Origin of the sequence: Guyparkeria sp. SCN-R1 (assembly GCF_003932495.1) — a bacterium.
GTDB lineage: Bacteria > Pseudomonadota > Gammaproteobacteria > Halothiobacillales > Halothiobacillaceae > Guyparkeria.
The window spans coordinates 63,709-86,800 of the sequence record NZ_QZMT01000008.1 but is presented as its reverse complement, the minus strand read 5'-3'; the positions used below and the strand labels follow the sequence as shown (position 1 = coordinate 86,800).

Annotated in this window: 24 protein-coding genes; 13 read left to right on the top strand and 11 right to left on the bottom strand. The window is 65.5% G+C overall.

The features are described 5' to 3' along the window. Positions 1 to 4 precede the first annotated feature (4 nt). From mlaE to D5687_RS06320, 4 genes are all read right to left on the bottom strand, one after another. Entirely contained in the window at positions 5 to 793 is a 789-nt protein-coding gene (gene mlaE, locus D5687_RS06335) for a lipid asymmetry maintenance ABC transporter permease subunit MlaE (RefSeq protein ID WP_240031437.1), read from the bottom strand. After that, positions 790 to 1,590 carry an ABC transporter ATP-binding protein gene (locus D5687_RS06330; RefSeq protein WP_125198949.1) on the bottom strand — a complete coding sequence of 267 codons (801 nt, stop codon included), beginning with the start codon at positions 1,588 to 1,590 and terminating at the stop codon, positions 790 to 792. Before D5687_RS06330 ends, mlaE begins: the two co-directional genes overlap by 4 nt. 23 nt (positions 1,591 to 1,613) lie before the next feature. Next, positions 1,614 to 2,102, bottom strand: coding sequence for a hypothetical protein (locus D5687_RS06325; protein WP_125198930.1), 489 nt, complete (start codon positions 2,100 to 2,102; stop codon positions 1,614 to 1,616). 107 nt (positions 2,103 to 2,209) lie between these two features. Next, positions 2,210 to 3,070, bottom strand: a complete 861-nt coding sequence (locus D5687_RS06320) for a formylglycine-generating enzyme family protein (protein ID WP_158611783.1) — start codon at positions 3,068 to 3,070, stop codon at positions 2,210 to 2,212. Positions 3,071 to 3,226: 156 nt separating this feature from the next. Here D5687_RS06320 and D5687_RS06315 point away from each other — a divergent pair, with 156 nt between their 5' ends. From D5687_RS06315 to D5687_RS06255, 13 genes are all read left to right on the top strand, one after another. After that, positions 3,227 to 4,213: an SIS domain-containing protein gene (locus D5687_RS06315; RefSeq protein ID WP_125198928.1), complete on the top strand. Its 987-nt coding sequence runs from the start codon at positions 3,227 to 3,229 to the stop codon at positions 4,211 to 4,213. Beyond that, positions 4,213 to 4,746, top strand: coding sequence for an HAD family hydrolase (locus tag D5687_RS06310; RefSeq protein WP_125198927.1), 534 nt, complete (start codon positions 4,213 to 4,215; stop codon positions 4,744 to 4,746). Before D5687_RS06315 ends, D5687_RS06310 begins: the two co-directional genes overlap by 1 nt. Before the next feature lie 2 nt (positions 4,747 to 4,748). Continuing rightward, positions 4,749 to 5,372: an LPS export ABC transporter periplasmic protein LptC gene (gene lptC, locus D5687_RS06305; RefSeq protein ID WP_125198926.1), complete on the top strand. Its 624-nt coding sequence runs from the start codon at positions 4,749 to 4,751 to the stop codon at positions 5,370 to 5,372. A 70-nt stretch (positions 5,373 to 5,442) separates the two neighbouring features. Next, a complete protein-coding gene (gene lptA, locus D5687_RS06300) occupies positions 5,443 to 5,997 on the top strand; it encodes a lipopolysaccharide transport periplasmic protein LptA (RefSeq protein WP_125198925.1) in 555 nt (184 codons plus the stop codon). Positions 5,998 to 6,004: 7 nt separating this feature from the next. After that, entirely contained in the window at positions 6,005 to 6,778 is a 774-nt protein-coding gene (lptB, locus tag D5687_RS06295) for an LPS export ABC transporter ATP-binding protein (RefSeq protein WP_125198924.1), read from the top strand. A gap of 226 nt (positions 6,779 to 7,004) precedes the next feature. After that, positions 7,005 to 8,480 carry an RNA polymerase factor sigma-54 gene (locus D5687_RS06290; protein ID WP_125198948.1) on the top strand — a complete coding sequence of 492 codons (1,476 nt, stop codon included), beginning with the start codon at positions 7,005 to 7,007 and terminating at the stop codon, positions 8,478 to 8,480. Positions 8,481 to 8,501: 21 nt separating this feature from the next. Beyond that, positions 8,502 to 8,795, top strand: coding sequence for a ribosome hibernation-promoting factor, HPF/YfiA family (hpf, locus tag D5687_RS06285; RefSeq protein WP_125198923.1), 294 nt, complete (start codon positions 8,502 to 8,504; stop codon positions 8,793 to 8,795). Positions 8,796 to 8,975: 180 nt separating this feature from the next. Continuing rightward, entirely contained in the window at positions 8,976 to 9,458 is a 483-nt protein-coding gene (locus tag D5687_RS06280) for a PTS sugar transporter subunit IIA (protein ID WP_125198922.1), read from the top strand. Between the two features lie 201 nt (positions 9,459 to 9,659). Next, on the top strand, positions 9,660 to 10,625 hold the full coding sequence (locus D5687_RS06275) for a hypothetical protein (protein ID WP_125198921.1): 966 nt from the start codon (positions 9,660 to 9,662) through the stop codon (positions 10,623 to 10,625). Continuing rightward, the gene (gene rapZ, locus D5687_RS06270; protein WP_125198920.1) at positions 10,622 to 11,503 is read left to right on the top strand and encodes an RNase adapter RapZ; all 882 of its coding nucleotides are present in this window, start codon (positions 10,622 to 10,624) and stop codon (positions 11,501 to 11,503) included. Before D5687_RS06275 ends, rapZ begins: the two co-directional genes overlap by 4 nt. 83 nt (positions 11,504 to 11,586) lie before the next feature. Beyond that, complete coding sequence (locus D5687_RS06265; protein ID WP_125198919.1) at positions 11,587 to 11,988, top strand: PTS sugar transporter subunit IIA; 402 nt, start codon at positions 11,587 to 11,589, stop codon at positions 11,986 to 11,988. Next, positions 11,985 to 12,275, top strand: a complete 291-nt coding sequence (locus D5687_RS06260) for an HPr family phosphocarrier protein (protein ID WP_125198918.1) — start codon at positions 11,985 to 11,987, stop codon at positions 12,273 to 12,275. The genes D5687_RS06265 and D5687_RS06260 overlap by 4 nt, the downstream gene beginning before the upstream one ends. Positions 12,276 to 12,292: 17 nt before the next feature. Further along, on the top strand, positions 12,293 to 12,622 hold the full coding sequence (locus tag D5687_RS06255; protein WP_125198917.1) for a hypothetical protein: 330 nt from the start codon (positions 12,293 to 12,295) through the stop codon (positions 12,620 to 12,622). A gap of 123 nt (positions 12,623 to 12,745) precedes the next feature. Here D5687_RS06255 and hemL read toward each other — a convergent pair whose 3' ends face one another. From hemL to gatA, 7 genes are all read right to left on the bottom strand, one after another. Beyond that, positions 12,746 to 14,035, bottom strand: coding sequence for a glutamate-1-semialdehyde 2,1-aminomutase (gene hemL, locus D5687_RS06250; RefSeq protein WP_125198916.1), 1,290 nt, complete (start codon positions 14,033 to 14,035; stop codon positions 12,746 to 12,748). Then, a complete protein-coding gene (thiE, locus tag D5687_RS06245; protein WP_125198915.1) occupies positions 14,036 to 14,722 on the bottom strand; it encodes a thiamine phosphate synthase in 687 nt (228 codons plus the stop codon). Then, a complete protein-coding gene (locus tag D5687_RS06240) occupies positions 14,719 to 15,738 on the bottom strand; it encodes a glucokinase (RefSeq protein ID WP_158611782.1) in 1,020 nt (339 codons plus the stop codon). The genes thiE and D5687_RS06240 overlap by 4 nt, the downstream gene beginning before the upstream one ends. Then, positions 15,722 to 19,012 carry a glycoside hydrolase family 15 protein gene (locus tag D5687_RS06235; protein ID WP_125198913.1) on the bottom strand — a complete coding sequence of 1,097 codons (3,291 nt, stop codon included), beginning with the start codon at positions 19,010 to 19,012 and terminating at the stop codon, positions 15,722 to 15,724. Before D5687_RS06235 ends, D5687_RS06240 begins: the two co-directional genes overlap by 17 nt. A gap of 93 nt (positions 19,013 to 19,105) precedes the next feature. Beyond that, positions 19,106 to 20,071 carry an Hsp33 family molecular chaperone HslO gene (locus D5687_RS06230; protein WP_125198912.1) on the bottom strand — a complete coding sequence of 322 codons (966 nt, stop codon included), beginning with the start codon at positions 20,069 to 20,071 and terminating at the stop codon, positions 19,106 to 19,108. 39 nt (positions 20,072 to 20,110) lie between these two features. Continuing rightward, positions 20,111 to 21,580, bottom strand: a complete 1,470-nt coding sequence (gene gatB / locus D5687_RS06225) for an Asp-tRNA(Asn)/Glu-tRNA(Gln) amidotransferase subunit GatB (RefSeq protein WP_125198911.1) — start codon at positions 21,578 to 21,580, stop codon at positions 20,111 to 20,113. A gap of 11 nt (positions 21,581 to 21,591) precedes the next feature. Further along, positions 21,592 to 23,040 carry an Asp-tRNA(Asn)/Glu-tRNA(Gln) amidotransferase subunit GatA gene (gatA, locus tag D5687_RS06220; RefSeq protein ID WP_125198947.1) on the bottom strand — a complete coding sequence of 483 codons (1,449 nt, stop codon included), beginning with the start codon at positions 23,038 to 23,040 and terminating at the stop codon, positions 21,592 to 21,594. Positions 23,041 to 23,092 lie beyond the last annotated feature (52 nt).

The following is a 23,092-nucleotide window of genomic DNA, read 5'->3' as shown; positions in this document are numbered from 1 at the left end:
TCCATCACGCCCCAAACATGAAAGCCGTCATTACAAAATCCAGTCCCAGCACGGCAAGCGAGCTCAGAACCACGGTCTGTGTCGTCGCGCGCGCCATGCCACTGGCGGTCGGCTCGGCCCGGTAGCCCTCGTAAACCGAGATCAGCGCAATCACCGCGCCGAAGGCAAGCGACTTGATGGCACCGCCACCAACATCGTCCCAGGCCTCCATCTGCTCGCGGATCTGCCCCCAGTATGAGGCCTGATCGACGCCCAGCACCACGACCCCGATCAGGTAACCACCGACGATACCGACCAGCGAAAACATGGCCGCCAGCAAGGGCACCGCGATCATCGCGCCCCAGAAACGCGGGCCGATCACTCGACGCATCGGGTCGACCGCCATCATCTCCAGCGCGGCGAGCTGCTCGGTGGTCTTCATCAAGGCGATCTCGGCGGTGATCGCCGACCCGGCCCGCCCGGCGAACAGCAACGCGGCGACCACGGGCCCCAGCTCACGCACCAGCGACAGGGCCACCATCACCCCGAGCGACTCGCTGGCATTGAAGTTCGACAGGATGTTGTAGCCCTGCAGTCCCAGCACCAGGCCGACGAACCCGCCGGCCACCAGAATAATCACCAGCGAGAGCACGCCGGCGGCGTAAATCTGCTGAAAGATATCCCGGGGGCGCGACCAGGTCGGGATCAGCACCCAGGCCAATTCGACGGCAAACAGCGCCATTGACCCGGCGTGCTGCGCCCCGTCGAGGAACAGGCGGCCGAGCCGGGCGATCGCGTTCAGGAGCGCCTTCACTGTCCACCTCCCAAACCGAGATCGGCAGACAACGGGGACTCGTCTTCAGCCGCGTTGAGCGGGCCGTCGGCAGCCCCGTCGAGAAACTGCGCCAGGGCCGGCTCCTGCTCGCGCTGCGCACGCACCTCCTCCGGTGTGCCCTGCCCGATGACCCGGCCGCCGGCGATCACAATCACCCGGTCGGCGATGCTCATCGCCTCTTTGACGTCGTGGGTCACGACGATGCTGGTCAGGCCCAAGGCATCGTTCAGCCGGCGGATCAGCCGTAGCAACACGCCCATGCTGACCGGGTCCTGACCCGCGAAAGGTTCGTCATAGAGCATGATTTCCGGGTCGAGGGCCATGGCGCGGGCCAGCGCGGCCCGGCGCGCCATGCCGCCGGAGAGTGCGGCCGGATACTTGTCCCGCGCCGAGCGCAACCCGACCGCCTCGAGCTTGAACAGGACAATGCGGCGAATCAGCGCCTCGTCCAGACGCGAATGGGCACGCAGCGGAAAAGCAACGTTCTCGCCCACCGTCAGGTCGGTGAACAGGGCCCCGTTCTGAAACAGCACGCCCATGCGCCGGCGCAGGGCGTACAGCGCCTTGCGGCGGGCACGCGCCACCTCGATGCCGTCGACCATCACCCGACCACTCGCCGGGCGCACCTGTCCACCGATCAAGCGCAACAGCGTCGTCTTGCCGGTGCCCGAGGGGCCGAGCACTACCGTGACCTCGCCGCGACCAAAATGCATGTCGACGCCATCGAAGATCACCTGGGCGCCACGGGAGAAGTGCACCCCGTCGAGCTCGATCATGTCGGTCGTGGTGCGTGAATCAGTCACCGTCCCATCAACTCCGTCAGGGTGCGCAACCGGTCAACCGTGGCAACCGAGGGCGGCTCGCCGTCGACGAACAAGGCGGCCTCGGCCGGCGCCTGATCCAGGAAGGCCGACAGCCAGGCATGCAGATCGGCCGGCTGGTCACTGGCCGGAACCAGCCCCACCACCGCCGGCGCACTGGGGGTACCGGGGCGCCAGAGTGGCGTATCGTCCGTCAAGCGCACCACGGCGTGGCGGCCAGCATCGACCAGCGACTGCCACCCGGGCGACCACGCCGCATCCTCGACCACCACAAACACGTCTGTGGGGGAATCGTCCAGCTCGGCGAGCACGGTATCGACGTCCGGATCGTCTCCTGCCACCCACAAGGCATCCTGCTCGTTGAGCAGAAAGGCCACGCGCCAGTCGGCCGGCATCTCGGGATCGAAAAAGCTCGATTCCAGTGCCGGCGAACGCCGGTAGCGCAGACCTAGATGTATCGCCTTCATGGCTGGTGACTACCTCGGAAAGTCGATCGGCTGCCCCTGAGCGTGTCAAACGGGGGCCTCAGGATCGCGATCGGATCGCTAAATGCGCCGCGCATGATACACGTCGCTCAGGCACTGATCTCGCGCACCAAGCGAAAACCGAGGTTCAGGTCGAATTCGTCCTGATGACGACGCGCCCGAGAGCCGCTCCGGCAAGCCCCGGGCGGGTCGAACCACGAGCCGCCGCGCACCGCGCGCAGGTAGCGATATTTCCGATCGATGCTCTGGTAGGCCCGATCGCCGGGACGCGGCCCACCGGGATACGCATCGCACCAATGATCCTGGGTGAATTCCTGCACGTTGCCGTGGACCTCGTAGAGCCCCCAGGCATTGGGTGGCAGGCTACCGACCGGCACCGGCTTGCCGATGCCGCAGAAAAACAGCCCGCGGGTGCAATGCAGGCCGCCGGCGCAATTGACCTCCTCGCGGCGAATGCGATCACCGAAGCAGAACATCGTGTCGGTGCCCGCCCGGGCGGCGTACTCCCACTCGGCTTCCGTGGGCAGACGATAGCTGTGGCCGGTGACGTCGCTCAACCAGCGCGCGTAGGCCTCGGCATCGCCCGCCGAGACGTTGTACATGGGGAATTCAGGTTCATTCCAGCTGTAGGGGCGTGGCCGACGATGCCCGCTCGCCTCGAGGAAGGCGAAATACTCGCGACGGCGTATCGCCCCACGGGTGATGGCAAAGGCACGCTCGAAATGCACTTCGTGCCGCGGCTGCTCGACGGGACGGGCACCATGTTCATTGGCTCGACTACCCATCCAACAGCCGCCGGGTGGGATCACGGCCAGCTCGGGTGCCGCCTCGCCGCCGGCATCGCCGTCACGGAAGACCACCTCCAGACCGTGGTGTCGTGCCGCTTCCCTTTGTCGCTCGATCACCGCATCCGCAGGATCCACCTGAATGGCCGTAGCTTCGGGCTGCATTCGCTCACCTCCAGAATTGGAATAAGGAATCAAACGACGCCAGAACCACAGCAACCGCTGCCTGTCTTCAAGGCACGGCGTGCCACGGGCGGTCTGCTTGCGTCGGGCTGATATACTCCGAAACCCGAAAATCTTAGCATGCCAACCGGATACCCCATGGAGCACAACGCCCTGCATCCCGACAACCTGCTTCGCATGGCCCGCGAGGTGATCGACATCGAGCGCAATGCCATCGACGCGTTGCCCGCACGACTCGATCAGACGTTCGTGGATGCCTGCCGCCTGATGCTCGATTGCGACGGTCGCGTGATCGTCACCGGCATGGGCAAATCCGGCCATATCGGCGGCAAGATCGCCGCCACCCTGGCGAGCACCGGTACCCCGGCCTTCTTCGTCCACCCGGGCGAGGCGAGTCACGGCGATCTGGGCATGATCACCGAACGCGACGTGGTGATCGCCCTGTCGAACTCTGGCGAAACCGGCGAGATGCTGGCGATCCTGCCGGTAATCAAGCGCCTCGGCGTCAGCCTCATCGCGATGACCGGCCGCCCGCAGTCGGCGCTCGCTCAGTCGGCCGACGTGCATCTCGACGTCGGCGTCGACCGCGAGGCCTGCCCACTCAACCTTGCGCCCACGGCAAGTACCACCGCCACACTCGTCATGGGGGATGCCCTCGCCGTCGCCCTGCTCGACGCCCGCGGCTTTCAGCCCGAGGACTTCGCGCTCTCCCACCCGGGAGGCTCGTTGGGGCGACGCCTGCTGCTGCACGTGCGTGATGTCATGCACACCGGCGAGCAGCTACCGCGCGTGGGACCTCGTCAGAGCGTCAAGCAGGCCCTGCTGGTGATGTCCTCGGGTGGCCTCGGCATGGCCGCCGTCGTGGACGAAGACGAACGCTTGCTGGGACTGTTCACCGACGGCGACCTGCGTCGCCTGCTCGATCGAAGCGATTTCGATCTCGACTGCCCGATCGAGCGGGCCATGACCCCCGACCCGCGCACCTGCCCGGCCAACGTGCTCGCCGCCGAGGCGATGGCGATGATGGAGCGCGACAAGATCAACGGGCTGTTGGTCGTCGACGAAAAAAACCGCCTGGTCGGCGCCCTGAACATGCATGACCTGCTGCGGGCGGGGGTAGCCTGATGGCCAACCGTGACACGACATGGATCGAACGGGCCCGACAAGTCCGACTGCTGGTGCTCGACGTCGACGGCGTGATGACCGACGGCCGCCTGCACCTGACCGAGGATGGTGAGGAGCACAAGATCTTCCACAGCCGCGACGGCCATGGCATCAAGCTCATCCAGGAACTGGGCGTGGACGTTGCGATCATCACCGGGCGTTCGTCGCCCGCGGTCAGCCGACGGGCGAAGTCGCTGGGCATCCAGCACGTGGTGCTCGGCGCGACCGACAAGGGCCAGGCAATCGAGGAACTCGCGCAGCTGCTCGAGATCGGCCTGGAGGAGATTGCGGCGATGGGTGATGACGTGCTCGACCTGCCAATGCTCAATCGCGCCGGACTGTCGGCAACGGTCAGCGATGCCCCCATGGTGATCCGCAGCCGGGTCGACTGGATCAGCCCGGTACCCGGTGGTTACGGGGCGGTACGGGCGTTGATCGACACACTGATCGACGCGCGTGACCAATGGGGTGACGTACTGGCGCGGTACCGCTGACCATGCGCTGGCCCATTTCGTCACGGGTCAATCGCGGCCTGCTCGCCATGGTGGGACTGGGGCTGGTTGCCTGGTTGGCGTGGCACAACCTCGCTGACGAGCTCGCCCTACCCCGGGATACGGCCAGCGGTTATGCCCAGCGTCTCGACAATCCCATCAGTTGGCAATACGACGAGGCAGGCCAACTTGCCTACCAGCTTGAGAGCACGCAGGCCATCCAGCTTGACCAGACAGCAACGGGAGACCGCTACGAGCTCGACTCCCCGCGAGTCACTCTGCTGGATGCCGATCCGGCCGTGCCGCCATGGACACTGCGTGCCGAACGCGGCACGGTGACCGAACGAGGCGAGACCGTCGAACTGGCGGGATCGGTTCACGCCCAGCGCGAGCCACACCAGGAGCGCGGGCTGCTGGAATTGACCACCGAACAACTCTGGCTTTACCCGTCACAGCGCCGGGCACGCACGGATGTCCCGGCTCGATTCAGCGAGACCGCGCCGGACGGCACGCCGCGCTGGCACAGTAACGCCGAAAAGATAGCCCTCGACTGGGGCAACGAGGTCCTGACCCAGACCGGGCAGGTTCGCGACGAAATCCAACCCGGCTCGACCGGTAAAACCGACTAACCCACCCGACTCGGCACGACACGGCAGGAACGCCGCCCCGACGCCGGCGAGAAGGCAGGAAGACCACACCATGCAGATTCCGACCTATTCCATCCGCTCACGCTGTAGCCACGCAAACCGGCTCGGGACACTCGGCCTGGCGCTGATTATCGGCCTCGGTGCCCAGCCAGTCCTCGCTGCTCAGGCCGACCGGACGCAGCCGGTCAAGGTTCAGGCAGACAAGAAGGTAACCAAGTACCAGGAAGGCACCAGCGTCTACACCGGTGACGTGGTAATCGATCAGGGCAGCCTGCACGCCACCGGCAACCGCGCCACGCTCTACCTCGAGGACGGCGAGCTGGTACGGGCCGTGCTCGAGGGCCATCCCGCCACCTTCCGGGAGCGCGATGACGAAGGCAATTGGGTCGAGGGCGAGGCGCGCGAGGCCGACTACCGCACGGCCGAGGGTTCAGTCGTTCTTACGGGCGAGGCATGGCTCAAACGTACCGGGGACGAGATCCGGTCCGAGCGCATCAACTACGATCTCGGCACTGAGGTGGTCGAGGCCGGTGAGGAAGGCGGCAAAGCACGTGTCGAGATGACCCTGCAGCCACGCAACAAGAAAGACGATAACGGTGGGGACTGACGCGACCATGACCGAGGCGACCACCCAATCTCACCTTGCCGCTCAACAGCAGCGCCACGCCCTGCTCGAGGTCAAAAGCCTGTCGAAGAGTTATGGGGCTCGCCCGGTCGTGCGCGATGTGTCGTTGAGCGTCGAGGCCGGCGAGATCGTTGGCCTGCTCGGTCCCAATGGAGCCGGCAAGACGACCAGCTTCTACATGATCGTCGGGCTGGTCGGCGTCGATCAGGGCGCGGTCTATCTCGATGGCCGCGACATCACGCACACGCCGATCGACCGGCGCGCCCACCTCGGGCTGGGTTACCTGCCGCAGGAACCCTCGGTCTTTCGCAAGTTGACCGTGCGCGAGAACATCCTCGCCATTCTCGAGCTGCGCCGCGATCTGGATCGCGCCACGCGTCCTCGAGCGCTTGACGAGTTGCTCCGGGAGCTCCACATCACCCACATCGCCGACTCCAAGGGCCAATCCCTCTCCGGTGGCGAGCGTCGTCGCGTGGAGATCGCTCGGGCACTCGCCGCCAACCCCCGGGCCATGCTGCTCGACGAACCATTCGCCGGGATCGATCCGATCTCGGTGATCGATATCCAGCGAATCATCGAGCACCTGCGTGATCGCGGCATCGGCGTGCTGATCACCGACCACAACGTTCGCGAAACCCTCGGCGTATGCAAGCGGGCCTACATCGTCTCCGACGGCACAATCCTGGCGCACGGCACGGCCGAGGAGTTGCTGGCTAACCAGTCGGTTCGGGACGTCTACCTGGGCCACGATTTCACCTTGTAATGCCCCCCCACCGGACGTCCGACCGGCGAAATAGGCAAGGTGGCTTCCGAGCCGAAATCGTTGGCATAGTGCGCCTTCGATCGGCTAAACTCGATCTCATGCAAATTGCGTGCGCACTCCCCCTTCATGGCCTGTCCCCGGGCTTGACAACACCCACGGCAGCCGAACCCTTGGCTCGCTCCAAACCCGGCGCCGGTGCTACCGCGGAGGGTTCGACATGGCCGGCATGAAAGCAGGACTCGAACTTCGCCTGGGGCAGTCGCTGGCGATGACGCCGCAACTGCAGCAATCAATTAAGTTGCTGCAGCTCTCCACCCTGGAACTGAGCCTCGAGATCCAGCAGGCACTCGACAGCAACCCGTTGCTTGAGGTCGCGGAAGACGAGCAACCCGAGGAAGACACCACCGAGAAGGATGCCAACGAGGAGCAGGACCCTGGCGTCCAGGCCGGCGAGGAACTGCTCGAGGACCGCAAGGACAAGTCGGCCGACGACGACCTGGTGGTGGACTCGTCCTGGGATGATTACTACGAGTCCGATGGCAGCACCCCTCTTAGCGCCAACACCCCCGGCGACGACTACGACCCCTTCGCGACCCAATCGACCGGGGAGGACAATCTCCGCGATCACCTGCTGAGCCAGATTCATCTGGCCACGCTGTCGGAGACCGACCGCCGGATCGCCACGGCACTGATCGAATCCATCGAACCGTCCGGCTATCTCGAGGAGCCCCTCGAGGAACTCGTCGCCTTGCTCAAGGACGAGCTGCCGGGAATCGATGTCGAGGAGGTTGAGGCCACGCTTCACTATATCCAGCGGCTCGACCCGGTGGGTGTCGGTGCGCGTTCGCTGGCCGAGTGCCTGATCATCCAGATCGACCAACGGCATGGCGACGACCCGGCGGCCGCCGATGCCCGTGCCGTCCTGGAGGGCGACTGGCTCGAGGCGATCGCCCGGCGGGAACTGCCACAGGTCACCAAGGGATTGGGCATTAGTCGAGAGCGACTCGAGTCGGCGCTGAGACTCATCCAGATGCTCGACCCACGCCCGGGGCTGTCCATCGGCGACACGGCGGCCAACTACATCAAGCCGGACGTGCTCGTGACGCATCGCGAGGATGGCTGGCACGTCGACCTCAACCCGGAAATCGCGCCGCGCCTGCGAGTGAACCAGACATACGCGGGCCTGATCGACCGCTCCAGCCGCGGCAAGGATGCCACCTACATCCGCAACCACCTGCAGGAGGCCCGCTGGTTCATCAAGAGCCTGCGCAGCCGCAACGAGTCACTGCTGAACGTCGCCCGCGAAATCGTGCGCCGGCAGATCGAGTTCTTCGAGCAGGGCGAAATCGCCATGAAACCCCTGGTCCTGCGCGAGATCGCCGAGACGCTCGAACTGCACGAATCGACGGTCAGCCGGGTGACCACCAACAAGTACATGCTCACCCCCCGGGGCGTGTTCGAGTTCAAGTATTTCTTCTCCAGCCACGTCGGCACCAGCGACGGCGGCGAATGTTCCGCCACCGCCATCCGGGCACGCATCAAGAAGCTGGTGGAGGAAGAAAATCCCAAGAAGCCCTTGAGCGATGCCAAGATTGCGACCATGCTTGGAGACGAGGGGATCGACGTCGCGAGACGGACGATCGCCAAATACCGCGAGGCGATGGGGATCGCCTCATCAACCGACCGCAAGCGATTGATATAACGCACTTATAAGGAGCGGCACATGCAGATAGACATCACCGGTCATCACGTCGACGTTACCGAGGCCCTCAAGGCCCACGTCCACGAGAAGTTCACTCGTCTTGAACGACACTTCGACAAGCTGGTGGATATCCACGTCATTCTGACCGTGGAACGCAAGGAAGCGCAGAAAGCCGAAGCCAACCTGCACGTCAGCGGTCAGGACATGCACGCCGAGGCGGTCACCGACGACATGTACGCCTCCATCGACGCCATGATCAACAAGCTCGACCGGCAGATCGTCAAGCACAAGGAAAAGCTGACCAGCCACCGCTGAGCCGGCCCCGCCGGCGTAATCGCCGGCGGATGACGGGAGGAACGCATTGATCGCTCCCTTCGCCAAGTCGGAATCGGTGTTGCACAGCCGGCGCAACACGCTATGATGCGCGCCGATTCAACACATTCCCGCCCCGACCCGTGAGCGATCCTCGCGGCCAGTCGACCGACAGGGTGCTTAATGAATACTGCCGAGCTGTTTCCGATCCATCACATCCGGATCGACGAGCTGTACCAGAGCCGCAAGCGAGTCCTGGAGGTACTCTCCGGACTGTTGGCCGACGATGAACTGGGTGGCCAGCAGGCCACCCGCATCTTCGAGGCCCTGGTTGCCCGCGAACGGCTGGGCTGCACGGCGATCGGTCATGGCATTGCCGTGCCCCACGGCCGGGTCGACGACATCCTCACCCCGCGAGGGGCACTGATCCGGCTGCGAGAAGGCGTTGACTTCGGCGCCCCGGATGGCGCCCCGGTCACCTTGGTGATCGGCCTGGTCATTCCCGAGGATTGCCCCGAACAACACCTGGAAATCCTCGGCCGCCTGGCCCGCCATCTCAACGATCCCGACGAGCGGGAAACCATCATGGAGGCCCAGAGCGCCGAGCGCGTTCAGGCGCTGATGGTAGAGTGGCTTAAGGACAGCGCGGAAGCGACCGCCAGCTAGAGGGCAGGTCTGCACGAATCGATAGCGTTACCCCGGGGCCACCAGGGGTTCGGGTGCAAGGCGCGGTCCGCCGTCACTCACAAGGGGCGCAACGCCGAGTGGGGCGAACCCGCGAGCCAGAATGGCGATCGATTCGTGCAGACCTTCCCTAATTCGGGCTTACGCCCGACCATCGAGCCTTGATCGGCAAACGGGCAGGCCATGATCCCGAGCTTTACATACCGCCACCTCCCCTCGGATGCCGGCGACAGCGACTGGCAGCAGGCGCTTCCCGACGGCTGGGACACACCGGTTGCCGACGACCAACGCCTGGTCGGCCCGGCGAATCCATGGATTCCCACGCGCGTCGCACTGATCTCCCCGGCGCTGCGTCACTACCTGCAATGCGGTGAAGAGTGCCTGCAGCGGGCCAATGGGCCGGTGGCGACGATCACCCCGCCGCGGGTGATCATTCTCAGCCAGGCACACGCGGACGTACTTGCCGACTGGCTCGATCGGCACGCCACGGTCCCGAGCACAGGGGCCGACATCCACATCCTGAGCAGCAGTGAGGACGATGAAACCATCGCTCGCCGGCTGCGGCGCCTGTGTGGCAACACGAACGAGGACTGGCGCCATGGCGTGTTCATGGAGGTCAGCGGGCTGGGGGTGCTGATCCGCGGCTCAGCGGGCATTGGCAAGAGCGAGGTGGCACTCGAACTCCTCAGCCGCGGTCACCGCCTGATCGCCGATGACGCACCGTGCTTCACCGTTCACGGCGAGGAAGTCACGGGTTCCTGTCCCGATCGCCTGTTCGGCCTACTCGAAGTCCGGGGCATCGGCATCGTCGACATTCGCGAACTCTTTGGCAGCAACGCCCTCAAAACTCGCAAATACCTCCGCCTGATCGTCGACCTCTACCCCGGCGATGCCGGCCGTCCCATCGGTGCCGAGGAACGCCTGTTCGGTGATCGCGGTAACGAACGGGTCGCCGGCCAGACCATCCCCGTCTGGCGCCTGCCGGTAGCACCGGGGCGCAACCTCGCCGTCCTGTTGGAAACGATCGTGCGTCAGCGTAACCTCGAACGCCAGCGCGGCGGCCAGCCGGCCAGCCGGCAGATCGCGCGGCTGTTCGCCGACGGCGAGATCCCCCCGCGACCCGACGAAAAACCGGAGGCCTGGTCATGACCAGACCGTTTCCGCGCCTGATACTCGTCACGGGGCAATCCGGCTCCGGCAAGTCCGTGGCCCTGGCCGCGCTGGAAGACAGCGGGTTCTACTGCATCGACAACCTGCCACCGGACCTGCTCGACCATCTCGCCGAAAGCTACCTGGAAGGCGGTATCGTCGCCCGGGGGATCGCCATCAGTATCGATGCGCGCGCACCGGAGCAATCGCTGGCCAGCCTCCCCGACCGGATCGACCGACTCAAGGAACGTCTGCCGGAACTGCAGATCAGCAGCCTGTTCCTCGAGGCCGATCGTCAACGCCTGATCACCCGGTTTTCCGAGACGCGACGACGCCACCCCCTCTCCTACCAGATCGAGAACCTGGTCGAGGCGATCGCGCGCGAAGGGCAATTGCTGATGCCGATCCGTGCCTACGCGGACCTGGTCATCGACACCAGCCTGACCACCGTCCACCAGCTACGCGAGGACGTGCGTGCCCGTCTGATCGGTGAAAAAGAGGCCGGGCCGCGCATCCTGATCCAGTCGTTCGGCTTCAAGTTCGGCATTCCGCTCGATTCCGACTTTCTCTTCGACGTGCGTTTTCTGCCCAACCCGCACTGGTCGGCGGCACTTCGCTCGCACAGCGGTCTCGATCAACCGGTCGTCGACTACCTCGAACAACACCCCGTGACCCACGAGACCCGTACGCGTATCGCGGACTTTCTCACACACATGCTGACCGAGGCGAGCCACAGTGATCGCAGTTACCTCACCTGCTCGATCGGCTGCACCGGCGGCAAGCACCGCTCGGTCTACATCGTCGAGCAGATTGCCCGTGACCTGCGACCGGCCTTCGCCAACCTGGTGGTCCGGCATCGTGATCTCGGCAACCACTGAACCGTGGCGACGGCCCCTGTCTCGAACCGGTTTTTCGGTATGATGCGGGTTTCGTCGACCGCGACCGAGGAAGCACTCCCGCAATGACCGTCGGAATCCTGCTGATCTGTCACAACGACATCGGAGGCCAGTTAATCGAGACGGCCACCGACATGCTCGAGCGTCTTCCCACCCGGCTCGACCACCTCGACGTCCGTCAGGACGACGACCCGATCGATTTGCTCAACGCCGCCCGCCGTAGCGTCGCCGACCTCGACAGTGGCGAGGGCGTGCTGGTGATGACCGACATGTACGGCTCCACCCCGTCGAACATCGCCCACCGCTTGCGTGACCAGCACGACGTGCAGGTGCTGTCGGGCGTGAATCTCCCCATGCTGGTCCGTGCCCTGAACTATCCTCGCCTGCCGCTCGAGCAGATGACAGCCAAGGCCCGCAGCGGGGGGCGCGAGGGCATCATCCAGGAAGGAGCGACCGACCGGCCATGAACGAGAGCACCGCGCCCGTCGTCCAGCGGGAGTTGACCCTGCGCAATCGTCGCGGCCTGCACGCCCGCGCTGCCGCGCGCTTTGCCGCCACCGCCGAACAGTTCGAAAGCGAGATCGAGGTCGAATTCAACGACCGCCGTGTCAACGGCAAGTCGATCATGGGCCTGATGATGCTGGCCGCCGCCTGTGGCAAGACGATCACCGTCACCGCCACCGGCGATGATGCGGCCCAGGCTATCGAGGGGATCGCCGAACTGGTCGATGCCCGTTTTCACGAATCCGAATAAGAGAGACGGAGTACAACATGCAGCGTAGAGGCAACTCAGCGAAAGATGGTTATGTCGGCATCGACAACGACCGAGACGGTGGCATGACGTTCCATGGCCGCCTGGTGCTCGACGCCCGCGTGTTCGGACTGATTCCGGAAGACGAGACCTGCGAAGGCTGGGAGCTTGGCCGCCTGCAGGGACTGGCCGACCGGGTCAATGCTGAGTGGGACAAGCACGGTGGTGGCATTCCGAGCCTGCTGCCCGACGACCTGCGCCGTCGCCATGCAGAGATCTACGAAAAGCAGATGCAACGCGCGCGCGATGCCGGCTGGAACCCCGACGCGAATCTCGAAGACGAACAGTAAAACGACCGCATTGCCGACCGGGCACGAAGCCCGGATCGGCCCTTGAACGTCAAAAGGCCGCCGGAACCCCGTTCCGGCGGCCTTTTTTACGGACCGGACCCGCTGTAAGCGGGCCGTTGGCATTCAACCCGCCATGCGGGCGAGCACACGCTCGGCAGCGGCGACGGTCGCATCGATCTCCGCCTCGCCGTGGGCCATCGAGACGAACCCCGCTTCGAACGACGACGGCGCGAAATAAACACCCTCGTCAAGCATGCCGTGGAAGAAGGTCTTGAAGGCCTCCTTGTCGCAGGCAGTCGCATCGTTGAAGTTGGCGACCCGGTCCTTGTTGGTGAAGAACAGGCCGAACATGCCGCCCACGTTCTGGGTGATCATCGGGATACCATGCGCCTTCGCGGCAGCCGACAGGCCGTCGCAGAGTGCCTGGGTGCGACGGGTCAGCACATCGAAGAAACCCGGCACGCTGATCAGTTCGAGCGTCTTGACGCCGGCCGCCATGGCCATCGGGTTACCCGAGAGCGTGCCGGCGTGATAGACCGGCCCCATGGGCGAGATCATCTCCATGATCTCGCGCCGGCCGCCGAAGGCGCCCACCGGCATGCCACCGCCGATCACCTTGCCCATGGTGGTGAGATCCGGCTTGATGCCGTAATGCCCTTGCGCCCCGCCCAGCGCGACGCGGAACCCGGTCATCACCTCGTCGAAGATCAGCACCGCGCCGTGCTCGTCGCAGACATGCCGCAACCCTTCGAGGAAGCCCGGCTCCGGCGGGATGCAGTTCATGTTGCCGACCACCGGCTCGACGATGATCGCGGCGACCTCGTCACCGACCTCGGCGAACACCTCGCGCACCTGCTCGAGGTTGTTGTACTCGACGGTGGTGGTCAGATCGGCGAACGCCTTGGGCACGCCCGGGGAGCTCGGCACGCCGTGCGTCAGCGCCCCAGAGCCGGCCTCGACCAGCAGCGAATCGGAATGGCCGTGGTAGTTGCCCTGGAACTTGACGATCCGATCGCGCCCGGTGAAGCCGCGCGCCAACCGGATCGCGCTCATGGTCGCCTCGGTACCCGAGGAGGTCAGGCGCACCATGTCCATCGACGGCACCAACTCGCAGAGCAGGTCGGCCATGCGCGTCTCGCTGACGGTGGGTGCACCGAAGGACAGGCCGCTCTTTGCCGCCTCGCGGACTGCCTCGATCACGTCGGGGTGCGCATGCCCGAGGATCATGGGGCCCCAAGAGCCGACATAATCGATGTAGGACTGGTCGTTCTCGTCGAAAAAGCGTGCGCCCTCGGCGCGCTTGACGAAGACGGGATCGCCGCCGACCGAGCCAAAGGCACGCACCGGCGAGTTCACCCCGCCGGGGATGTGGGTCTGCGCGCGTTCGAACAGCTCGTGGTTGGATGCGGTCATCTAGGGATTCTCCGGATCGTGGTTGGTTCTTGAATTGGGTCGGGCCATGCCGGCCGCCATGGCCCGCGTCAGGGACTCGGCCGCGGCTCGAATGTCGGGGGCGGCGAACACCTCGCTGATCACCGCGATCATGTCGGGCCGATGCAGCATCAGGTCGCCCACGTTGGTCGCCGTGATGCCGCCAATGCCGCAGACGGGTCGACCGAGATGCTCTCGGGCCCAGCTGAGCACATCCGCTGGCGCGCCGGGGGCATGCGGCTTGGTGGGCGACGGGAACATCGCGCCGAAGGCGAGGTAGTCGGCACCCTCCGCCGCGGCGCGCTCGGCCCGAAGGCGGTCAGCATAGCAAGAGACACCGATGATCGCATCGAGGCCCGCTGCCTCGAAACGGGCCCTCGTGTCGGTCAACGGGGCATCTTCGCGGCCAAGGTGCACGCCGTCGGCACCGACCTCGGTCGCCAGCGCCACGTCGTCGTTTACGATAAAGACGCGGCCATGGTGCCGACACAACTCGGCGAGGGCCGCTGCTTCGTTGTGGCGCCGCGTGACATCCGCGCTCTTGTCCCGGTACTGGACGATTCTTGCTCCACCGTGAATGGCCTCGCTCACCGCCTCGACCAGCGCCTCGCGCTGAAACCGGGTGGTGTCGGTAATCACGTACAGTCCGCTCAACTCGCCCTGGCTCATCGCTCTCCCCTGCTTGAATCCATTTCCCGCTCGGCCAGTTGGCGCGCGCCGGCCAGGCCGAGTCCGCCATCGGCAACCACCCATAGCGTCAAACGGCCGAGCATGGTCGCAAACCGGCCCTTGTCGAGAAAGCCCTCGAGCGTCTGCTCGCGCAGGAATGGCAGGATGTGCCCGACAATGCCACCGGCGAGGAACACCCCACCGGTCGGGAGTGCCTTGAGCGCCAGGTTGCCGGCCTCTGCCCCGAGGATCCGGGCGAACAGCCGACAGGCGATCACCGCACAGTCGTCCTCGCCGCGATTCGCCCATTGCGTGATCAGGGCATTGGGGTCCGATGCCGCCGAAAGCTGCCCATCGGCACCCGGGGCAGGTCGCCCGAGCTCCGCGTGACGCGCAAAGGCATAGAGCGAGGAAAAGCCGTCACCGCTGAGAATGCGTTCGTAACTGACGTGCCCACCGAATCGCCCGCGCAGGTAGGCCAGCAGCGCCGTCTCGCGCTCGTCGTTGGGCCCGAAGTCGCAATGCCCGCCCTCGCTTGGCATCGGCTGGTGGCCCTGCCCGTCATGGAAAAAGAGGGCTTCACCCAGCCCGGTACCCGGCGCAATCACGGCCGCGTGTCCCTCGGCCGGCGTGGCCTCGGGGTTGAGATTCACACGCCGGTCGACGGGGCTTGCCAGCGCACCCAGACCAACCGCGATCAGGTCATTGACCAACCGCACCGGCGCGCCGCCGAGAGCCTTGCCAATCGCCGCCGCCGACAAGGTCCAGGGCAGATTGGTCGCCTGAACCCGGGCATCGGCCCCCTCGCCTTGCACCGGGCCGGCAATACCGAACGCGGCCGCCTCGATCCGCCCGTGGTCATGCCGACCGGCAAGGTCAAGGAAGCACGACAGCAACGCGGAAAAATCCGTGTAATCCCGACTGGGTAAGGTCTGCTCGAATCGAGCCACTGGCTCTCCGGCGACGAACAGCGCAAGGCGCGAGTGTGTCCCACCGATGTCACCCGCTAGAATCATCGCCGGCATCCTCCGTAACACTCTCCGAATCCACGTCGGCCATGAGCAAGTAATCCAGGGCCTCGCCGACCCAGTGGGCAACGGCCTGAGGCGACCGATGGTAGAACGCTTGCCAAGCATCTGCCCGTGACTCGTCGTAGCGCCCCTCGTCCTCAGGGTGTTCTTGGAGCCACGCCAGACGGACGGCGTGCCCGATCACCACGTCGAGCACCAGTGGTTCCTCGATGGACAGATCCGGGGTTCGCGCCACGAGCTCGATCAGCGCGGCGATCGCCTCGACGTTCAGTTCACGGTATTCGGGTGCCTCGATTCGATTAAGCCGATGCTCGACGGCCAGGGCGAAGTTGTGCTCACGGGCGGTCGACTGGCCGCGATAAAGCGCACTGTCGAGCACGTTGCGCGGATCGAACCGGTTACCGATCACCAATGTCGGGACATGGCCGAGCAAGTCCCAGACCCCCTCGTAAAAGCGCTCGGGCAACCGACTCATCGCCCCGCCAATCTCACGATTGTGGTACCAATCCACCGGGCGCCCCGCCTCGTGCCGCCCCCCCTCATCCCCCAAACCATGTCGATCCAGGATCGAGGCAACCGCCGGTGTGTCCATTTCGGCCCCAATCGACGCGGGGGTCGGGCTGGCGATATCGCGTCGATGCAACGCCTCGAGCCGCTCGGGTTGATCGCGCCAGTCGATCGCCTCACGCAACCGTTCCCGCAGGGCGTGTGGCGACATGCCGACGAGATCATCCAGTGCTTGCGACGGCGGAATCGCCGCCTCCCGGGCGCGCAGGGCCACCAGGATCTGCAGCAGCGGCCCGGTGCGCAGGGTAATCACGTTTCGGAATAGATCCGGCTCGGCGCGCAGCCAGGCACCGAGGTGAATCACGAGTTCCTGAGTCAGGGACCGTTCCCGCGGATCGTCATCGCAGTAGGCATGGATCCGTCGGAGGATCTCGCGATTCGAGATCGGTGCGTCGATCACGGCCGAACGGCTGTAGGAACGTCCCACCGCGAGCCGCTTCTGGCGCACGACCAGATCCATCAGGGCGATCTCGAGAAAACCGTCGATCACCCCGGCAAGGTCAGCCGCCAGGCGCATCACCCGCCAGGCACCCACTCGCTGGGCAAGCCGCAGCAGGGCGATGCAGTGACCTTTCCACTCGCGCTGCTGACCGTTGACATCGGCGAACGTCCGATCGGGGGGCAATGCACTCCGCGCCAGCCATTCGAGCAACGCCAGCCGTTCTTCCAGCGCGGTGACGCGCCCGAAGGCGCCGATCAACTCGTCGACCGAATGCGCTTCGCCCAGCTCGGCGGCAATTGCATGCACGTCACCGCCCCACTCCCATGGCCCGTCAGTGACGGGCTGCTCGGCGGGCGCCTCAGGAAGATCGCCGGGCAACCGCCAGCTCGACGCCGAGCCGACCATCGCGTCCAAGCGCTCGACCCGAACCCCGTCGACCCGACTGCTCGCCAGCTTGTCGAGGAATGCCAACAGGGTCGTGGCACCCGGCCCGTCGAGCATCCAGTCGTACACGGGAATGGTCCATAGCGGCTGACCCGGACCATGGGCATATCGGGCCAGGTAAGCAAGGCTGGTACGAATCTCATGGACGAGCAATTCGGTGTCCCGGCCAAGGAGGAAGGTGTTGGTGTCGAACAGGGCCGGGATGACCGCGGAACATCCCGTGTCCGTGGTGATTAGCCGGCCTGCCGACAGGCCCAGCAGGCGGCGCTTGGGACGCCCGCTCAGCCCGAGGCGCGCATTCGCCCCGACCGAGGTCAATCGCTCGACCAGGACATCTGCCGGAATCGCGTTCGTACGGCTCTCACCCGGCCACGAGATCGGCGCAATGCCGGCCGCCTCGAGTCGCTCGGCCACGGAGGTCGTCTGGGCCAGCAAAGCCACCCCGATTGCGGGAGGGGCCGTTTCCTGCCGGGGCCGATGGCGACCGATCGGATCCAGATCGTCCGGTTGTATACGTCCTGCCAACAACAGCCGGCCGGCCACCCACAGGCTCTGGGCCCAGACCAGCGGTCGGTTTTCATTCGCCAGACGATCGGTGGAGCCGGGGGCATGTCGCTCGGTCTCGATCGATTCCGCCGGCACGTAATAAAGTTCAGGCAACACCGGTGCACCGCATTCGCAGACCGCCACCCGCTCGATCTGACGTTGGATCGACACGGCGGTCTCGCGATCCCCGGAAAAACAGGCGTTGATCAGTCGATAGGTGAAAAACAGTGGCCACTCGCACTCGATGCGCGCAAAGGCCTCGAGCTCCTCGGGCTCGTAATGGAGCTTGGTGTCATCCTCGATTGCCGTCTGGTGTCCGTCGCGCAGAAAGCGCTTGTAGCCGTATCGCCCGGCCAGCCGGGTCTCGATACGTTCACCCACCTCCTCGGCCTTGTCGCCGGCGGCAAAGGCCGGAAAGCCGATCACGGCGAGCAGTGCCGAGTCGATTTCCTTTGAAGCCGATTCCCGGGGAAGGATGGAATCCAGGCACTGCTGCACCCGGGCGATATCGTCGGGCACCACCTGCAACCGACTGCTGTCATCACCCTGCTCACCGAACAGATCGAAGCCGTCGGCGGCCTCAAGGGCGGCCAGCACCAGGCCGAGCGAACTGGCGTTGAGCTCACGCACGCCGTGATTGATCTTGTTGCCGCGCTCCCAGATGCCGTAGTCGGGAATCACGTATGCCCGAGAGAGGTACCAAATGAGGTTCTGGACGAAATCTACCTCGTCACGACCCTGCACGATCGTCAGGCCGCCAGCGGTCATCTGCACCAGCATCAGCAAGAACAGTGAGGTGGCGTCCAGTTGCAGGTGCCCCCACTCCTCGTCGCCCACCACTGCCTCGCCCGTAGCGGTGTCGTACTTGGCATGCAGCGCATCAATCGGATCGAGGCTGTGCTTGAAGCGCTCGACCCGATCGGCCTGTCGCATCATCGCGAGCAGCAGCCCGCGCATGTTGCGGACCACCGCCTGTTCGAGCTCGAAGACCCGGGCCGACTGCCCGGCGCGGCGGCAGGCAATGCCGAGTGCCCAGGGACCGAGGATGCTGTAGACGTTGTCGCGGACCCAGGCGTCGGTGTAATCGCCATGGGCGGTCACCGCCGTGCTGGCCGGCAGGAGCCCCGAAATCGGGTGTTGGCGGTCGAGGATATGGCGACGGACTTCGCCGAAGAGGGTATCGAGCGACAGCTCGTCGACAACGGGGTCGACGGCGGTGTCGAAATGGGGTGAAGCGTCGGAGGCGCGACCGGACGTCATGCGATACACCGGGTGATCTTTATGGACAGGCCGGAAACGGCGTTCAGTATGGCCGCGTTGACGACGGCCGACCAGCGGTCGACAACATCGGAGTCAGTGACGGGTGGACTCGGGCGGCTCGACGCTGTCGCTGGTGAGCAATTGCTCGACGTCGACCCGGTCGAAGCGGTACAGGCTGCCGCAGAAGTCGCAACGAATCTCGACCAGTCCCGGCGTCTCGTCACTGTCGAGCGTCGCCTCCAGTTCCCCTCGTCCCAGGCTGGCCAGCATCTGGCCGACACCCTCGCGGGTGCAGCCACAGTTGAACGAGACCCGCGCCACGTCATGGATGCGCAGCGCCTCCTGGTGGAACAGGCGGTGCAGGAGCTCCGGGGCGGAGATGGCAAGCATCTCGGACCGGCCCTTGTCCCCCACGAGGGTATCGACCAGCTTACCGACGTGCTCGAACCCGCGGGCCGCCGCCCCGGAAGCCGGCACGATCCCGCCGGTCTCGGGCATCTGCTGGACCAGCATGCCCGCGGTCACCTCGCCGTCGGCCGCCAGGACCAGCCGGGTCGGCAATTGCTCGGACTGCTGGAAATACCCCTCGATGGCGTTTTCCAGACCGGCGCCGGCGATCGGCACGAGTGACTGGTAACGCGCGCCATCCTCGGGCTCGATCGTCAGCACCAATTGACCGCGCCCGAGCTGATCCTCCAGGTGCTCGCTCGCGCCCTCGAGACGCTCGTCGTCCCACTTAGCCATGCAACGAAAGCGTCGATCTGAGGTCACCTGCACCACCAGCAAACTGATCGGACCGCGGCCGGCAAACTGCAGCACGAGGCGCCCCTCGAACTTGAGGCTGGCAACCATCAACACGGCCCCGGCAACGGCCTGCCCCAGCAGACTCGCCACCGCCGGCGGGTAGTCATGGTTCTCGATCGCCGCCTGCCAGGTGGGCTCCAGGCGCAGGGAAACCCCGCGCACCCGCCCATCCTCGAAGGAAAAACGGAACAGCTCGTCGCCATGCGGCAGGCTTTGCCAGTCGATCGATTCCGACTTGCCGGTTATCTCGCTCATGGGGTTCCCCCGGGTTGCTGCACGACGGTTCAGTCGCTCTCAGTTGCCATCGAGGCGGCGCTTGAGCACCTCGTTGACCGCTTGCGGGTTGGCCTTGCCCTTGGCCGCCTTCATCACCTGGCCGACGAAGAAACCGAACAGCTTGTCCTTGCCGCCCCGATAGGCCTCGACCTGGCCGGGGTTGGCCGCGATCACCTCGTCGACCATCGCCTCGATCGCGCCGGTGTCCGAGATCTGCTTGAGACCGCGTGCCTCGATGATCTCGTCGACCGAGCCGCCCTGCTCGGCCAAGGCCTCGAACACCTCGCGGCCGAGCTTGTTCGACAGCGTGCCGTCGGCAATCCGCTCGAGCAGATCGGCCAGTTTTTCGGCCGGGACCGGACATTCGCCGATCTCGCACTCGAGCCGGTTGAGCAGCGCGGCGACCTCGCCCATCACCCAGTTGGCGGCCAGCTTGGCGTCACTGCCCTCACGGGCGATGACGGCCTCGAAGTACTCCGCCGTGGCGCGACTCGACGTGAGCACACCGGCATCGTAGGCGCTCAACCCGAACTCGGACTGGTAGCGGTCGGCCTTGGCATCCGGCAACTCGGGCAGCTCGGCGCGCCAGGACTCGATCGTCTCGTCGTCGAGAACCACCGGCAGCAGGTCCGGGCACGGGAAGTAGCGGTAATCGTCCGCCTCTTCCTTGGTACGCATTAGGCGGGTCTCGTCGCGGTCCGGGTCGTACAGGCGTGTGGCCTGGACCACCTCGCCGCCGGTCTCGAGCAGGTCGACCTGGCGTTCGATCTCGAACTCGATCGCCCGCTGCAAAAAGCGGAACGAGTTGACGTTCTTGATCTCGGTACGCGTACCGAGTGCCTCGTCGCCCTCGGGGCGCACGGAGACGTTGGCATCGACCCGGAACGAACCCTCCTGCATGTTGCCGTCACAGATACCCAGGTACTGGACGATCGCGTGCACCTTGCGGGCGTAGGCAACCGCCTGCTCGGGGTTGCGCATGTCCGGCTCGGAGACGATCTCGATCAGGGGCGTGCCGGCACGGTTGAGATCGATACCGGTCATGCCGTGAAAATCCTCGTGCAACGACTTGCCGGCATCCTCCTCGAGGTGGGCACGCGTCACGCGGATGGTGTGTTCCTTGGCTTTCTTGCCCTCGCCCGTGGTCACCGTCACCGAGCCACCAACCACGATTGGCCGAGCCAATTGCGTGGTCTGGTAGCCCTTGGGCAGGTCCGGGTAGAAGTAGTTCTTGCGGTCGAAGCTCGAGACCCGCGAGATCTCGGCGTCGATAGCCAGCCCGAACAACGAGGCCATGCGTACCGCGCCCTCGTTGAGCACGGGCAGCACGCCCGGCAGGCCAAGATCGACGGCACAGGCCTGCGCATTGGGCTCGGCGCCGAAGGCGGTCGATGCGCCAGAGAAAATCTTGGAACGGGTGGCCAGCTGGGCATGGATCTCCAGACCGATGACCACTTCCCAGCCCGAAGGGATTGCGAATTGACTCATTAGTGCTGTCCTTACCCTTCGCGGTTGTCGTTGGCGGAGTCGGCAGCCATGGACGGCATGCGTTCGTGCCAGTCCACGCGCTGCTGATACTGATGCGCGACGTTGAGCAGGCGCGCCTCGTCGAAGTGCCGACCGATCAACTGCAGGCCGACCGGACGCCCCTCGACGAAACCGGCCGGCACCGACATGCCGGGCAGACCGGCGAGGTTTACCGGGATGGTGAAGATGTCCTCGAGGTACATCTTGGCCGGATCGGCGCTGTGCGCGCCGCGGTCGAAGGCCGGGGTAGGCGTCACCGGACCGGCGATCACGTCGCATTGCTCGAAGGCGCGCTGGAAATGATCAGTAACCAGTCGGCGGGCCTTCTGCGCGCGGCGGTAGAAGGCGTCGTAGTAGCCTGCCGAGAGCGCATAGGTGCCGACCAGGATGCGGCGCTTGACCTCGGAGCCGAAGCCCTCCGAGCGTGTCCGCTCGTAGAGATCCTGCAGGTCCTTGGGATCCTCGCAGCGGTAGCCGAAGCGCACGCCGTCGAACCGCGACAGGTTGGAGGACGCCTCGGCGGGCGCAAGCAGGTAATAGGCGGCCAGCGCGATATCGGCGTCCGGCAGGTCGATCTCGACGGTTTCGGCACCGGCGGCGCGCAACTCGTCGATGGCCGCCGAGACGGCATCGCCCACGGCCGGGTCCAGGGCATCCGAGAACCACTGTTTCGGAATGCCGACCCGCAGGCCGCTGATCGACTCGTCCAGCCCGGCGACGTAATCCGGCACGGGGCGGTCGGCCGAGGTGGAATCGCGTTCGTCGAACCCGGCCATCTCGCCGAGCACCAGCGCGCAGTCCGCGGCGGATTTCGCGATCACGCCGCCCTGATCGAAGCTCGAGGCATAGGCGATCATCCCGTAGCGAGATACCCGCCCGTAGGTCGGCTTGATGCCGGTCACGCCGCAGAAGGCCGCCGGCTGACGAATCGACCCCCCCGTATCGGTACCGGTGGCAAACGGCACGAGTCGCGCGGCGACCGCCGCGGCCGAACCGCCCGAGGAGCCACCCGGCACGGCGTTGGCATCCCAGGGGTTGGCCACCGCGCCGAAGTGACTGTTCTCGTTGGACGAGCCCATAGCGAACTCGTCCATGTTGGCCTTGCCCAGCAGCACCGCCCCGCTTTCAGTCAAACGCTCATGGACGGTTGAATCGTAGGGCGCGACCCAGTCGGCGAGCATCCGTGAGCCGCAGGTCGTGCGCGTACCCTTGGCACAGAAGATGTCCTTGTGGACATAGGGGATGCCGGCGAGCCGGCCGGCGGCCGATGCCGGCTCGGCCGGCTCGACGCGACTGACCAGGCTGTTGAGGGACGGATCGATCGTCTCGATGCGCTGGGCAAACACGGCGGCCAGGTCGGCGGCCGTGTACTCGCCGGTCATCAGGCCGTCGCGCAACTCGGCAATCGAGGCGTTGATCAGGGCGGCATCCCCGCCGCGGTGCTGTGTATCACTCGTGGGCACGAAAGGTGTT

Bases quoted from the DNA above. Each gene is read 5' to 3' on its own strand.
- D5687_RS06330 (WP_125198949.1), bottom strand. From the start codon at position 1,590: ATGATCGAGCTCGACGGGGTGCACTTCTCCCGTGGCGCCCAGGTGATC.
- D5687_RS06325 (WP_125198930.1), bottom strand. From the start codon at position 2,102: ATGAAGGCGATACATCTAGGTCTGCGCTACCGGCGTTCGCCGGCACTG.
- D5687_RS06320 (WP_158611783.1), bottom strand. From the start codon at position 3,070: ATGCAGCCCGAAGCTACGGCCATTCAGGTGGATCCTGCGGATGCGGTG.
- D5687_RS06315 (WP_125198928.1), top strand. From the start codon at position 3,227: ATGGAGCACAACGCCCTGCATCCCGACAACCTGCTTCGCATGGCCCGC.
- D5687_RS06310 (WP_125198927.1), top strand. From the start codon at position 4,213: ATGGCCAACCGTGACACGACATGGATCGAACGGGCCCGACAAGTCCGA.
- lptC (WP_125198926.1), top strand. From the start codon at position 4,749: ATGCGCTGGCCCATTTCGTCACGGGTCAATCGCGGCCTGCTCGCCATG.
- lptA (WP_125198925.1), top strand. From the start codon at position 5,443: ATGCAGATTCCGACCTATTCCATCCGCTCACGCTGTAGCCACGCAAAC.
- lptB (WP_125198924.1), top strand. From the start codon at position 6,005: ATGACCGAGGCGACCACCCAATCTCACCTTGCCGCTCAACAGCAGCGC.
- D5687_RS06290 (WP_125198948.1), top strand. From the start codon at position 7,005: ATGAAAGCAGGACTCGAACTTCGCCTGGGGCAGTCGCTGGCGATGACG.
- hpf (WP_125198923.1), top strand. From the start codon at position 8,502: ATGCAGATAGACATCACCGGTCATCACGTCGACGTTACCGAGGCCCTC.
- D5687_RS06280 (WP_125198922.1), top strand. From the start codon at position 8,976: ATGAATACTGCCGAGCTGTTTCCGATCCATCACATCCGGATCGACGAG.
- D5687_RS06275 (WP_125198921.1), top strand. From the start codon at position 9,660: ATGATCCCGAGCTTTACATACCGCCACCTCCCCTCGGATGCCGGCGAC.
- rapZ (WP_125198920.1), top strand. From the start codon at position 10,622: ATGACCAGACCGTTTCCGCGCCTGATACTCGTCACGGGGCAATCCGGC.
- D5687_RS06265 (WP_125198919.1), top strand. From the start codon at position 11,587: ATGACCGTCGGAATCCTGCTGATCTGTCACAACGACATCGGAGGCCAG.
- D5687_RS06260 (WP_125198918.1), top strand. From the start codon at position 11,985: ATGAACGAGAGCACCGCGCCCGTCGTCCAGCGGGAGTTGACCCTGCGC.
- D5687_RS06255 (WP_125198917.1), top strand. From the start codon at position 12,293: ATGCAGCGTAGAGGCAACTCAGCGAAAGATGGTTATGTCGGCATCGAC.
- hemL (WP_125198916.1), bottom strand. From the start codon at position 14,035: ATGACCGCATCCAACCACGAGCTGTTCGAACGCGCGCAGACCCACATC.
- thiE (WP_125198915.1), bottom strand. From the start codon at position 14,722: ATGAGCCAGGGCGAGTTGAGCGGACTGTACGTGATTACCGACACCACC.
- D5687_RS06240 (WP_158611782.1), bottom strand. From the start codon at position 15,738: ATGATTCTAGCGGGTGACATCGGTGGGACACACTCGCGCCTTGCGCTG.
- D5687_RS06235 (WP_125198913.1), bottom strand. From the start codon at position 19,012: ATGACGTCCGGTCGCGCCTCCGACGCTTCACCCCATTTCGACACCGCC.
- D5687_RS06230 (WP_125198912.1), bottom strand. From the start codon at position 20,071: ATGAGCGAGATAACCGGCAAGTCGGAATCGATCGACTGGCAAAGCCTG.
- gatB (WP_125198911.1), bottom strand. From the start codon at position 21,580: ATGAGTCAATTCGCAATCCCTTCGGGCTGGGAAGTGGTCATCGGTCTG.